This is a genomic window from Gilliamella sp. ESL0254 (assembly GCF_013344985.1).
GTDB lineage: Bacteria > Pseudomonadota > Gammaproteobacteria > Enterobacterales > Orbaceae > Gilliamella > Gilliamella bombicola.
This window is the reverse complement of sequence record NZ_JAAEDU010000001.1, coordinates 549,942-562,715: the sequence shown is the minus strand read 5'-3', so window position 1 is coordinate 562,715 and position 12,774 is coordinate 549,942. Positions and strand designations below refer to the sequence as shown.

12 protein-coding genes are annotated in these 12,774 nt (G+C 34.9%); 1 reads left to right on the top strand and 11 read right to left on the bottom strand.

Translation table 11 applies throughout. The annotated features are described in order from the left end of the window. Positions 1–3: 3 nt before the first annotated feature. The 10 genes from srlA to GYX25_RS02545 all read right to left on the bottom strand — a co-directional run bounded on the left by srlA (position 4) and on the right by GYX25_RS02545 (position 11,276). Positions 4–525 (bottom strand): PTS glucitol/sorbitol transporter subunit IIC, encoded by a 522-nt coding sequence (gene srlA, locus GYX25_RS02590; protein WP_174786629.1) that lies wholly within the window; start codon positions 523–525, stop codon positions 4–6. Positions 526–584: 59 nt separating this feature from the next. Beyond that, on the bottom strand, positions 585–971 hold the full coding sequence (locus GYX25_RS02585; RefSeq protein WP_174786628.1) for a transcriptional regulator GutM: 387 nt from the start codon (positions 969–971) through the stop codon (positions 585–587). A gap of 92 nt (positions 972–1,063) precedes the next feature. Then, complete coding sequence (locus GYX25_RS02580; RefSeq protein ID WP_174786627.1) at positions 1,064–2,311, bottom strand: NAD(P)H-dependent oxidoreductase; 1,248 nt, start codon at positions 2,309–2,311, stop codon at positions 1,064–1,066. A gap of 227 nt (positions 2,312–2,538) precedes the next feature. Beyond that, a complete protein-coding gene (locus tag GYX25_RS02575) occupies positions 2,539–3,486 on the bottom strand; it encodes a sugar-binding transcriptional regulator (protein WP_174786626.1) in 948 nt (315 codons plus the stop codon). 297 nt (positions 3,487–3,783) lie between these two features. Then, complete coding sequence (gene tkt / locus GYX25_RS02570; RefSeq protein ID WP_174786625.1) at positions 3,784–5,790, bottom strand: transketolase; 2,007 nt, start codon at positions 5,788–5,790, stop codon at positions 3,784–3,786. Between the two features lie 139 nt (positions 5,791–5,929). Next, positions 5,930–6,880: a transaldolase gene (gene tal / locus GYX25_RS02565; RefSeq protein WP_160432374.1), complete on the bottom strand. Its 951-nt coding sequence runs from the start codon at positions 6,878–6,880 to the stop codon at positions 5,930–5,932. Between the two features lie 340 nt (positions 6,881–7,220). Beyond that, complete coding sequence (locus GYX25_RS02560; protein WP_160403885.1) at positions 7,221–7,457, bottom strand: FeoC-like transcriptional regulator; 237 nt, start codon at positions 7,455–7,457, stop codon at positions 7,221–7,223. Between the two features lie 77 nt (positions 7,458–7,534). After that, positions 7,535–9,859, bottom strand: coding sequence for a Fe(2+) transporter permease subunit FeoB (gene feoB / locus GYX25_RS02555; RefSeq protein WP_174786624.1), 2,325 nt, complete (start codon positions 9,857–9,859; stop codon positions 7,535–7,537). Then, the gene (locus GYX25_RS02550) at positions 9,856–10,098 is read right to left on the bottom strand and encodes a FeoA family protein (RefSeq protein ID WP_085248100.1); all 243 of its coding nucleotides are present in this window, start codon (positions 10,096–10,098) and stop codon (positions 9,856–9,858) included. The genes feoB and GYX25_RS02550 overlap by 4 nt, the downstream gene beginning before the upstream one ends. Before the next feature lie 668 nt (positions 10,099–10,766). Beyond that, positions 10,767–11,276, bottom strand: a complete 510-nt coding sequence (locus GYX25_RS02545; RefSeq protein ID WP_174786623.1) for a hypothetical protein — start codon at positions 11,274–11,276, stop codon at positions 10,767–10,769. A gap of 431 nt (positions 11,277–11,707) precedes the next feature. Between GYX25_RS02545 and GYX25_RS02540 the strand changes: the two genes are divergently transcribed. Continuing rightward, a complete protein-coding gene (locus GYX25_RS02540) occupies positions 11,708–12,322 on the top strand; it encodes a CatB-related O-acetyltransferase (RefSeq protein WP_174786622.1) in 615 nt (204 codons plus the stop codon). An 11-nt stretch (positions 12,323–12,333) separates the two neighbouring features. Here the strand turns inward: GYX25_RS02540 and GYX25_RS02535 are convergent, their stop codons facing one another. After that, positions 12,334–12,774 (bottom strand): tail fiber assembly protein, encoded by a 441-nt coding sequence (locus tag GYX25_RS02535; RefSeq protein ID WP_174786621.1) that lies wholly within the window; start codon positions 12,772–12,774, stop codon positions 12,334–12,336.

Here is a 12,774-nt window from a genome sequence, read left to right as displayed (position 1 = left end):
CTCCTAAAGATTTTCTTTACGCATTAAAAATTTAGTGATCATTTCAGTAATCATTCCACGCATCAAAACAACCATAATGCCGGCAAAAAAGTATCGAACAGAAAGACTAGAAATATTAAAACCGGCTTCCATTACTCCATTGGCTATGCCTAAAAATACAAATAATTCACCCGCATTGGCGTAAGGAAATAACCCCGTCACAGGGTGTAAAAAAGAAACCACTGAATCATAAAATGCAGGTTTTTGTTCTTCTTTAACAAAGCGACCAAAAGTATATGCCATGGGATTTGTCAACATCAAAACCGATAATATTGGCATAATGCTATAACGCAAAAGCATATTTTTTGCTGAAAATTGAATTGCTTTTGTTACACGTTGTTCACCAATAAATGCAATTAACGAATAAGTAAAAGTTAGCAAAACAATCAAAAGTGGGACAATACTTATCATAAACCCACTAAAAACTTTTCCACCCGCCTGAAATAACCCAATAAAATGAGTTCCAAACCACTCAATAAATTTCATTATTATCTCCTATTTAGTTTCGACAGAACGACTTTGATCTTTGATTGAGTCAATAAAAATTAACTCAACAGTTTACTCTCTAATGTTTTAACAATTGTTTGCTCTGGTAATGAAAGTTTTCTAATTACACTCTCATTTTTTAGTTGAGTTAAAATATGCGATAAATTTTGTTCATAAAATTGTGGTAAAGCTTTAAATCGAGCAAAAATAGTTTTACCTTGTAATATTTGGCATTCTTTTATCGTATTGTTATCATTAACAACAATGATAACAATTGCTCTTGTATTGAAATGCAGGCGTTGTACTGACGAGAAAAGATAATAATTATTTGAATTGGCATATTGCTGTGTGATTTTTGATATGTGTTTTTTATAATAAAAAATTTGCATCAAACTAAAATATGATTGCAGTACTAAAATAACACAGGCAATTAATACAATATTCATCTTTACTGCCTCCAATTACAATTAATCGATAAAATAGATAAAGTAGATTATAAAAAACGCTGAGTAACACAACTCAGCGAGTTTTTAATTGATTAACTAAAAATTTCATCTTGTAATTTTCTTAATTTCCATACTGTTGTTGTTTCATCCAATACCACATCATCTTCAGTTAAAAACTTACCTTTTGCTATATTACGTTTAGCAATGACATTACCGCTAATTAATCCTATTGGAATATTTTTATTGGTTTTCATATCTTGATGAGTTTCAATTACACCACGTACACAAAAACCACCAATACCGTCGAGTTTTTCACCACACTTAATATCTTTTTTAGCAACAGCAACCGTTTCAGAAACTGGTGCACCATAAGGAACAATGGCTGTGTCGTGATTGAGAATTGCTTTTGCAATTGTCATAGGTGTTTCAAGGCTTGCTAAATGGAAAGGGCGATATAAAATATGATGATCACGGTCACCTTTTTTCATTAAATAATTCAATTCCTGACAAACATTCGTATTTTGTCCTTTAACGATTGCAAAAATTCCTGGAGCTAATCCATCAACATACTCAACCACACCAAATTTATTCAGTATGCCACCCTGTTCTTTAGTATTAAGATCTTTTAATACAGAATCTAAATCTCCTTTAATGCCATGCATACCAACAATATCTGGAACAAATCCCATAGCATTTGAGAGTAAATTCATTTCTGCCATTGTTTTAGTGCCATCTTGAAATGCTGCTAACATATGTGATGACATACATTTAGAATCTGCTTCAGCTTGTGCTGTATCAGGATTAGCCTCTATCTTTAATTTGTTATTTTTACCTTTACCAACAACTAAGACTTCCATCCCCATTGATTTAGCAAACTCATACATTTCAAGAGTAGCAGCCGGTTCATCACCATCTGATCCAGTGTAAATAAGATCAGCTGCATTAAATAATTTATGCATTAATGGGCCAATAGTGATGTCAATTTCGACATTAAGCAGGACTAAATGTTTTTTAGACAATAATGTTTCTAATGCAATTTTAGCTCCTACTTCCGGTACTCCTGTTGCATCAACAATAATTTCAACATTTTTAGATTGAATAACTTCTTTAAAGCTTTTTGACACCAATACATCATGTTTTTTACTGGAACTGGCTAAATAATCTTTGGCTGCTTTTTGGGCTGCTTCTATATTAATATCACTAATACCAGTCACACACATACCCGGAATTGTAGCTATTTGAGCAATCATACCCGCACCCATTTGACCAGCACCAATTACACCGACTTGAATTGGATTATCATTTGCCTCTCTTTGTAACAATTGTCTATATATAGTCATATTTGGATTCCTCTCATAATTATATTTAAGAATAGATTTAACAATCTATTTATCATAAAGATAACACATGAAAACATAACTACAATTAGCAAAATAACGTTATGTGACTTTTGTCACATTAAATGTCATTTGTTACAAAATTAAAATTGTGCTAGATTTTACACATAAAAAAACCTCTTTATTAATAGTAATAAAGAGGTAAATTAAAGATTGAATTTAGAAATCAATTAAGGATTAGAGTTAAGTACGTATTCCGCTATTTTGTCAGTCATCACTACAATATCGATTATTCTACTATTTAATGCTGCAACAACTGCTTTTTCTTTATTTTCGCCCGAAACAATAGCAACAACAGTTGGAATTTTACGTAAATCATCTAACCCCAAACCAATAACCCTATTATTAATAGGACTTTTTGCCTCACTTCCATCAGAAGTATAAAAACGGGAATTACAATCACCAACTACATCATAGTAGCGAAATTCTTCAAGATCTCTATTGGTAATATAACCAATTTCCTCCATAGTGCTAAGATGATAAGGATTAGCAATGCCTACAATTGCCATATCTACAGATTTTCCTTCATTAAGCACCTCATTTATATATTTATTTTTGCATAGATCTGTTTTCATTGTTTGATCTTCAACCAATGCCGGAGCATATAAATATTTGCAGGTACATTGCATTTTCTTTTTCAAATCATAACAGATCTGATTAGAATGCAAGTCAACTTCTTCGGCACCCATTCCACCAATTAAAGGAACAATAACCAATTCTTTATGTGTAATATAAGGAAACTCATTAACAAATTTACGAATTGTTTTACCCCATGAAATCCCCAATTTGTTAATTTTTGTGATCCGTTTATTAAGCGCATATGCAGCTTTCTTTGCCAACCAATTTGCAGACTCTTCAACAGATAAGTTATAAGTTGCGACAACAATTGCTTCTTCCAGCTTGAATTTTTCTTCTAACTGCTTCTCAAGTTCGACTGTATATGCAGTTTCATCTTTAATAAAAACTTCAACAATTCTTAGATCTTTTGCTTCTTGCAATTTTTTAGAGATGATAGATCTAGATATTCCTATTTTTTGTGCTATTTGCGCTTGAGTCCAACCATATTGGTAATACCAAGTTGCAATTTTAACTAAATCTCTCTTTTCTTCCCATTTCATAGGTGGCTCCTACTTTTATTTCTAAAAATTGACAATAGTCAATCAATATAACAAATGTTTTCATCATAGTAACATAAATCTAAGACAAATATTAGATTACTGTTAAAACCGTATCCTAAAACTTGATGAAAATGAAGGATTGCAATACAAAATAGGAATATTAATAATGAGAGAATAAATAAACTAATAAAATTAATTAGTTTATTTTAAATACTGAACTGTAAATTGATACTTAAATTTGATAAAAACGCTATTACCATAACAATAGAAATAGCGTTTAAATTATTAGCGATCAGCCTATTTTAATAAACTATTTGCCTGAGCAATAATATTCTCAACAGTAAAGCCAAACTCTTTAAACAGTTGATCCGCTGGACCTGATTCACCAAAGCTTGTCATGCCAATTACTTTGCCGTTAAGACCAACATATTTATACCAATAATCGCTAATACCCGCTTCAATAGCAAGGCGGGCTGTGACTGACGATGGCAATACTGACTCTTTATAAGCCTGATCTTGTTTATCAAACGCATCAGTTGATGGCATTGATACCACCCGCACTTTTTTACCTGCTTGTGTCAATTGTTGATAAGCTTCAACGGCAAGCTCAACTTCTGAACCCGTCGCAATAATAATTAAATCAGGTGTACCTATGCAATCATTTAAGATATAACCACCGCGATATACATCAGCTAATTGATGAGCAGTGCGATCTTGTTGTTTAAGATTTTGTCGTGAAAAAATCAGCGCTGTTGGACCGTCTTTACGTTCTATTGCATATTGCCACGCAATAGCTGACTCGACTTGATCGCATGGTCGCCAAGTACTCACATTAGGCGTCATACGTAAGCTTGCCATTTGCTCAACAGGTTGATGCGTTGGTCCATCTTCACCCAAGCCAATTGAATCATGAGTATAGACAAATAAAGCTCGAATCTTCATTAATGCCGCCATTCGAATGGCATTACGTGCATATTCCATAAACATTAAGAATGTTGCACCATAAGGAATAAATCCACCATGTAATGCAATACCATTCATAATAGCAGACATACCAAATTCACGCACACCATAATGGATATAATTACCATCCGCATTAGCTAAGATCTCTTTAGAGCCTGACCACATGGTTAAATTACTTGGTGCTAAATCAGCCGAACCACCTAAAAACTCAGGTAAAGCAGGGGCAAACGCTTCAATAGCATTTTGTGATGCTTTACGGGTAGCAATTGTTGCTGGATTTGCTTGGAGTTTATTCACCACATCGTTAGCAATTTGTGACCAATTTACCGGCAAATCACCATTAACACGACGTTTAAATTCTTTGGCTAATTCAGGATAAGCCTTAGCATAAGCATCAAAACGAACATTCCATTCATCTTCGATCTGCTGACCTTTAGCTTTAGCATCCCAAGCATCATAGTAGTTTTTAGGAATTTCAAAAGCAGGATAATTCCAGCCAAGTGCTTTGCGTGTTGCTTCAATTTCGGCATCGCCTAATGGTGCACCATGGCTTTCATGGCTGCCGGCTTTATTTGGTGAACCAAAACCAATCACCGTTTTACACATTAATAATGATGGTTTATCGGTTACCGCTTGCGCTTGCTCGATAGCTTCTTTTAACGCTTTAGCGTCATGACCATCAATACTACGGATAACATGCCAGCCGTAAGCTTCAAAACGTTTTGCGGTATCATCAGTAAACCAACCTTCGACTTCACCATCGATTGAAATGCCATTATCATCGTAAAACGCAATAAGTTTACCTAATTTAAGAGTACCTGCTAACGAACACACTTCGTGCGAAATACCTTCCATCATACAACCATCACCCATAAACACATAAGTATGGTGATCAACAATAGTATGATCAGGTTTATTAAATTGTGCAGCTAAGGTTCTTTCGGCAATAGCCATACCTACGGCATTAGCAATACCTTGACCTAGAGGTCCGGTTGTTGTTTCAACACCCGGTACATAACCATATTCAGGGTGTCCTGCAGTTTTTGAATGCAACTGACGAAAATTTTTTAGATCATCAATGGTTACGTCATAACCGGTTAAATGCAATAAACTATAGATCAACATAGAAGCATGACCATTTGATAAAATAAAACGGTCGCGATCAGCCCATTTTGGGTTGTTTGGACTATGTTTTAAAAAGCCACGCCAAAGCACTTCAGCCATATCTGCCATACCCATAGGCGCACCAGGATGCCCTGATTTTGCTTTCTGTACGCCATCCATGCTCAATGCTCTTATCGCATTCGCCAGTTCGCGGTGGGATAGTGTGGTTGCATTCATATTTATAATCTCCAAAAAAATTTTTTGAGTAAAAATTTGTTAATACCTGCAAGGTGGATATCACTTGCAAAATAGCTAGTTAAATCAACAAAAATTAGTATAAAAATGGGGAGCTAACTCCCCTATCATGTGCAAATGATTATAGCAGTGCGCCAATCATATCTTCTAATTTTCCTTGATCAACGGCAAATGCGCGAATGCCTTCGGCTAATTTTTCAACTGCCATGGCATCACTATTATGTTGCCATCTAAATTCGGCTTCGGTCATTGGCGTAGGGCGCTCAACCAAAGATTGATTTGGATTAAGTTTTTGCACAACAGGCGCATTTGATTGTTGCATTTCGGCAAGTAAATTAGGCGAAATTGTTAACCTATCACAACCGGCTAATGCCAAAATCTGATCGACTTTACGGAAGCTTGCACCCATCACAACTGTTTTATAACCATGTTGTTTATAATAATTAAAAATATTACGCACAGAAACAACGCCCGGATCTTCATCAGCCACATAAGGATCGATTGGTTTTTTAGCTTGATACCAATCATAAATACGCCCTACAAATGGCGAAATTAAAAAGGCATTGACTTCAGCACACGCACGCGCTTGCGCGAACGAAAATAATAACGTTAAATTACAGTTAATACCTTCTTTTTCAAGTACTTCAGCCGCTTTAATACCTTCCCACGTTGACGCAATCTTAATTAAAATACGAGACTTATCAATGCCCTTTTCTTGATAAAGTGCAATGATTTTACGCGCTTTTTCAATACAACCTTGTTTATCGAAAGACAAACGCGCATCCACTTCGGTAGAAATTCGTCCTGGAACGATTTTTAAAATCTCGGCACCAATATTCACCGCAACTTGATCACACGCATTAACTAACTGCTGTTCTTTACTGCCACCTAATTTTTTAGCGGTTTGCACTGCAGAATCAATTAAATTGCGATATTGAGGAAGTTGTGCTGCTTTCAAAACAAGAGAGGGATTTGTTGTTGCATCTTCGGGGGAAAACTGCTTAATCGAATCGATATCACCCGTATCAGCTACCACCACAGTTAATTTTTTAAATTCATCTAATTGACTCATACTTTTTATCCTCATACAGCGTGTTATTATAATGTAAAGTATAATAACATTTATTCCATAATAAAACGACTTTGTCATTAGATGATGATTCATTTTGGTTGTGTTCAAAAAAACACAGTGAAAAGTAAACAAAGAAGGCGAAATCAGGCTTTACCGTAACATTATCACTCATTAATATTAGTTATGTTTGCTATTTTTAGCGTACAAATAAATTCAATTATGTGAATTAAATCACAAAATCAAATTAGGATTAATTTGCATTAATCGATCTTTAAATCGACAAAATGCTTAACAAAAAAATTTGCAGATTTAAAAATTCGCTAAATTATAATTTAATTGCTTAAGCCCAAACATATTCAAGTTGACTGGTTAAACCACAACTTATACAAGAACGGCACTGATTAGCTTGGCAAGGCAGTGGCTGATCTTGCGCTATCAATTTTATCACGCCTTTTTTGATCCAAAAACGTAACATCTGCTCAGTTGCGCTTTCGGGTAAGTGAAAGTGTCTGGCAATATCTTGCAATGGTGCACGACCTTTTAATTGTACATAATCACGAATTGATGTTATTAACATAGTCATAACCAAAGTTGCAGGGCGATCCCTGCATACTTTTCCTCTATTTATATTTTACAAATTAGCCAGGCATTTATTTACTGACAGCATGATGATTTTTTACAATGGGATATATTTGGCGCTGCTGATTGATTAAAAGGCAAATATTGCCCAAAAATACGCATAAACAGTACCATTACCACAATAAATGCACTGCACCCCATTAGCCACCAAACGGCGACAGGCGAATGCCCAAGTAACGTACATTGATAATAAATAGTTGCCGTAAGCCACGCAACGGTAAAAGTCCAAATTGCCACAAACATCATCCACTTAAAACCAGCTTCGCGATAAACTGCGCCCAACGCTGCAGCACAAGGAGTATAAAGTAAAATAAAAATTAAATAACTCATCGCAGCTGAAGAGGTACCAAACCCATTTTTAATTTGTGAAATTGTTGTCGAATCCACCGCTAAATCAACCTGTAGTGAATCCATATCTTGTGAAGCAGTGTTAAATCCTAACGGTTCTAAAACTGCATTCGACAAACTCGCCAAATTTTTCGGAATGGTTGCTAGCGCCTCTAAAATTCCTTGCGACAAACTAAATGGCTCGGCTTGCTCGTTATCATCATCGATAGCATAAAGCGAATTGAGTGTTGCAATTACCGATTCTTTAGCAAAAATACCAGTAAAAATGCCTACTGTTGCTGGCCAGTTATCATGGTTAATTCCCATCGGTGCAAATGCAGGCGTGATTTTTTGGCTAACAACAGAAAGCATAGAGTTTTGCGAACTTTCTTGCCTAAACAAACCATCACTTCCCCATGAATTAAGCACACTTAACACAGTTACCATCAACACAATAGCTTTACCTGCTCTAAAAATAAACGACGTTAAGCGCTGCCAAGTCAAACTAATTAGACTACTTAAAGTCGGAATACGATACACAGGCATTTCCATAATAAATGGTGTGAGTGAACCTTTTAATAAAGTGAATTTGAGCACAAATCCCGTCACCATTGCCACCACTATGCCTAGCAAATATAAAGCAAACACCACTATAGAGGAATTTTTAGGAAAGAATATTACCGCAAATAATGCATAGACCGGCAACCTTGCCCCACATGACATAAAAGGGATCATACAAATCGACATAATGCGATCACGTGTGCTTTCTAGCGTTCGCGTGCCCATAATGGCAGGCACACCACAGCCAAACCCCACAAGCATTGGCACAAATGCTTTACCCGGCAAACCAATACTGCGCATTAACCGATCGATTACCATTGCTGCACGCGCCAAATAGCCAGAATCTTCTAAAAACGACAAACAAAAAAACATCGCCCCAATAACAGGAATAAACGTTGAAACAGTTTGAATGCCACGACCAATACCATTGGCTAAAATAGCTGTAATCCAATTTGGAGCATTGATAGCGTGAAGTAGCTCGGTTGTGCCATTAACAAAAATAGTACCACAAAGCACATCAAAAAAATCAATAAACACCGCTCCAAAATTAATTGCCATCATAAACATGGCATACATAGCTAGCAAAAAGAACGGAATCCCAGTAATACGCCCTAACGTAATATTATCTAACCTATCAGAAAAATGACGGCTAAGCTCACGCGGTTTCTCAATGACTTTTTTACAAATTACATCAATCGTGTCATAACGAGCGCTAGCAAGTGCCACATCGATTTCATTATCACACCATTTTGCAAGCGACAATCGGCAGTCCGCTAACATTTTGGTTTCACATTGTGATAAGCGATAGCGCGAATCATCTAATAAGGCATCTATCAATTGCCAGCGATTAAATTGGCGCACAACGCTATCTTCAGGCAGATCGCAAAGATAACGATGAATCACCGCTTGCTGATCATTGCCAAGCAGATCAATCGATGGCTGTGCAGTATATGGACGCATTATCATGTTTTCGATTTGTTGATAAAAGCCCTGCAAACCCATTTTTTGGCGAGATGATATTGCCACCACAGGACAACCGAGCAAAGTTGACAACAAATCAACATTAATCTGTTCACCCATGGCTTTAACAGCATCGATCATATTTAACACAACAATCATTGGCACTTGCAAATCAATCAACTGGCAAGTTAAATACAAACTGCGTTGCAAATTAGTTGCATCAATAATATTAATAATCAGGCTGTCACTTTCGGACAGCACGAATTGGCGCGCAATAAGTTCATCTTGCGAAACACTAAGCGGATCTGGCTCAATCGAATACGTACCGGGCAAATCGATAACTTCATATTGCGTATGATGATAAGTGAACATACCAGTTTTACGCTCAACGGTTACACCAGGCCAATTCCCTACTCGCTGTTTTGAGCCCGTTAGTACATTAAATAACGTTGTCTTACCGCAATTAGGGTTACCAATTAATGCTAACTTCACGCACTTACCTCCATCACTTCAATGGCTTGCGCTTCTTTACGACGTAAACAAAGTGCAAATCCACGCATTTTAATTTCAATTGGATCACCAAGTGGCGCAACGCGCACAGCCAAAACCTTACAACCCGGCGTAATGCCCATTGCAAGCAACTTTCGACGAAAGGGTAACGATTCAGGTAATAATCGAGTAATTACCGCCTCGCGCCCTAAAGGTAACTGGTTAAGGGTAAAAGATGACATTATGCTTCCTAAAAATAACGATAGTATTAATAAAAGTAATCGTTTAAATTAAAGATGCATATTTTAAAAAAAATCAGAGTTATTTTTAGTGTAAAAATGCGAATTATTCTCAATAACAATAAATAACAAGTAAAAAAAACGAAAAAATAGCTAAACCATAGAAAACTCAAATTAAAACTCATTCGGTTTTGCGCTTTTATACCTGTCAAATAAATCTTAACAATAGCTTTCAGATGTTCTAAAAGCGCTATTGTTTTTATAAAAATTGCTCAGGTATCGTATTTATTTTTTAATAAAATTAATTGGTTAACTGTGTTTTCTTGTGAAAAATGGCAAGAAAAAACTTTAATAAAATCAATACCTTTTCTGACCGATTTTTGGGTAGTGCGTAAATTTAACCGCTAAGAAATAGTTGAGTAGAATTTCGACCCCAGCAGGAATCTAAATAAAATCATACCATTTTGATTTATAAAAATTTTAAAATAACACAAAACAACATACCGTTTAAAATACCGTTAAAATAATATTTGAAGATAGATTTTATATATGTCGATTATTCTAACACTTTCGCGATCCACTTCCCAACCTTTCACTTCAAACGGCATCAATTAAGATGAAAAATATAAAAATTTACTATGAAATATATTTGTTGTTAATTTAAAAAATTATTACCAGCTACTTTTCGGCCATGTAGCCTTAGCAATGTAATGAAAGGAACCATCACCCCATCGACCATTGTTTTCCAGTTTAATATCAGTTGCACCAATTCTACGGAATAGGTCACATCTTTTCTTTGATAAACAAAAATTGCAAATTTTGTCAGATGTACCATTTCTGTACAATTCAAACTTTATTTGATTTACAGATGGAAGTTGTTTTTTTATTTCTTTAGCAAATTCTTTTAAAGAAAGAAAACCTCCGTCCCGCTTGTTTTGTCCAAATAAATAATCAGTATCAACTGCAAAGTGTTTTAAAGTTATAATAGTCCTTTCTTCATCAATTAGTATCTCCTCAAAATAACTAACGCGAGTATCATTTTGGTAAAAATCAAAATTGTCAATGAAATATTGACTAGGTTCTGAAAATATAACCTTATCGTAACTTTTTTGATAATAAAAACCATTTTTTTCATGTGGTTCATTAGTCTTCTTGGAAAAGTAATTTTTAAAAATAGACATAAAATTCTTCTTTAAAAGGTATTGGTGAGTATATTTTAATCAAATTATTAGGCATGTATATAAAAAAATAAACATTTCGACCCACTTCCCAACTTTCCAATTCAAATCCACACTCCAAAAAATATTAGTTTATGATGAATAAAACTAACTAATCTTACATAACATGATAACAATAAACTACACACTACCAATTTACATACGTCAAACGCCCGAGGACTTCGAAAATGAAATATCTGGCGAGTGCTACATTATCAACAGCGACGACGAGCACAATTATGTGTTCTATCAAACAGCAAAAACACTATACGATATCGCCGATTTTGTGATGTTACATGACGCTGTTGAATATTGTAGGTTGAAGATTGATAGTGTGTTTTGTTATTAATATTTTGCTATAATTTTATTATGCTTGGAGTAACCGATTTAATTATATGGGATTTAGATATTGGTTTTATAAAAAAACAGGATTTAAACTGCGAAAAAATTTAGACTATAGTGTTAAAAAATCTGAAACAATCGCTGAGACAGCAACTGTTTATGCGCAAGTTACAATTGATGATTCTTTAGTTGGTGATTATTCATATATTATGAGTGGATCAATTAAAAACACACAAATTGGTAAATATTGTTCAATTGCTACAAATGTCATTATAGGCGCAGATCGACATCCAATTCACTGGTTATCAACGCACCCATTTCAGTATAAAACCCACAATTTTAATATATCCGAAATAACAACAATTGGTAATGATGTCTGGATCGGAGCAAATGTTGTTATACAAACAGGGGTTAAAATAGGCGATGGAGCAATTATTGGTTCATCAGCAGTTGTCACGAAAGATGTCCCTCCATATGCTATTGTAGCAGGTATTCCAGCAAGAATTATACGATATCGTTTTTCAAATGATATCATAGAGAAATTACTGGAATTAAAATGGTGGGATTTAGAACATCATTTATTAAACAAAGATGTCATTGACTTTAACAACATAGAAAAAGCCATCGAACAAGTTGAAACAATAAAAAATAAAGATAAAGTGGCATAATTGCCACTTCTTTACGGCTTGTCTGGAAATACTGCATTAATGCCTGATACATCAACACGCATTAACAAGATTCGATATTTTTTCCACGCTTTTAACTGCGCTTCTTCATCAGCTTCTTGCATATCTAAATCGATAATATCTTGCAAAATAGCTATTTTTTCGTTAGCTTCACTGATTAATGAGTTTTTTGTAATTGTGTTTTGTTCACAAAAATACTGATTACGCTCATTAATATCTTCAACCCATTTTTTTGTTTTGCTATTCCATTTATGAAAACTCGACGGCTTCGGTTCGGAGTACGTTAAATCATCAAATATAATACAACCATTATTTATTGCGTTATATAATTCATCATGCTGTTCTGCCGTAATCTCGACAGAATCGGCAGGTATTTCGTTGTTAATTTCATCTATATAAAATGATTGTGTTTTTTTGTTATAAAAATGTTTCAT

Excerpts from the sequence above, each read along its gene's own strand:
- GYX25_RS02585 (WP_174786628.1), bottom strand. The coding sequence starts at position 971 with ATGAATATTGTATTAATTGCCTGTGTTATTTTAGTACTGCAATCATAT.
- GYX25_RS02540 (WP_174786622.1), top strand. The coding sequence starts at position 11,708 with ATGGGATTTAGATATTGGTTTTATAAAAAAACAGGATTTAAACTGCGA.
- GYX25_RS02545 (WP_174786623.1), bottom strand. The coding sequence starts at position 11,276 with ATGTCTATTTTTAAAAATTACTTTTCCAAGAAGACTAATGAACCACAT.
- GYX25_RS02575 (WP_174786626.1), bottom strand. The coding sequence starts at position 3,486 with ATGAAATGGGAAGAAAAGAGAGATTTAGTTAAAATTGCAACTTGGTAT.
- srlA (WP_174786629.1), bottom strand. The coding sequence starts at position 525 with ATGAAATTTATTGAGTGGTTTGGAACTCATTTTATTGGGTTATTTCAG.
- GYX25_RS02550 (WP_085248100.1), bottom strand. The coding sequence starts at position 10,098 with ATGTCATCTTTTACCCTTAACCAGTTACCTTTAGGGCGCGAGGCGGTA.
- GYX25_RS02535 (WP_174786621.1), bottom strand. The coding sequence starts at position 12,774 with ATGAAACATTTTTATAACAAAAAAACACAATCATTTTATATAGATGAA.
- tkt (WP_174786625.1), bottom strand. The coding sequence starts at position 5,790 with ATGAATGCAACCACACTATCCCACCGCGAACTGGCGAATGCGATAAGA.
- GYX25_RS02580 (WP_174786627.1), bottom strand. The coding sequence starts at position 2,311 with ATGACTATATATAGACAATTGTTACAAAGAGAGGCAAATGATAATCCA.
- tal (WP_160432374.1), bottom strand. The coding sequence starts at position 6,880 with ATGAGTCAATTAGATGAATTTAAAAAATTAACTGTGGTGGTAGCTGAT.
- GYX25_RS02560 (WP_160403885.1), bottom strand. The coding sequence starts at position 7,457 with ATGTTAATAACATCAATTCGTGATTATGTACAATTAAAAGGTCGTGCA.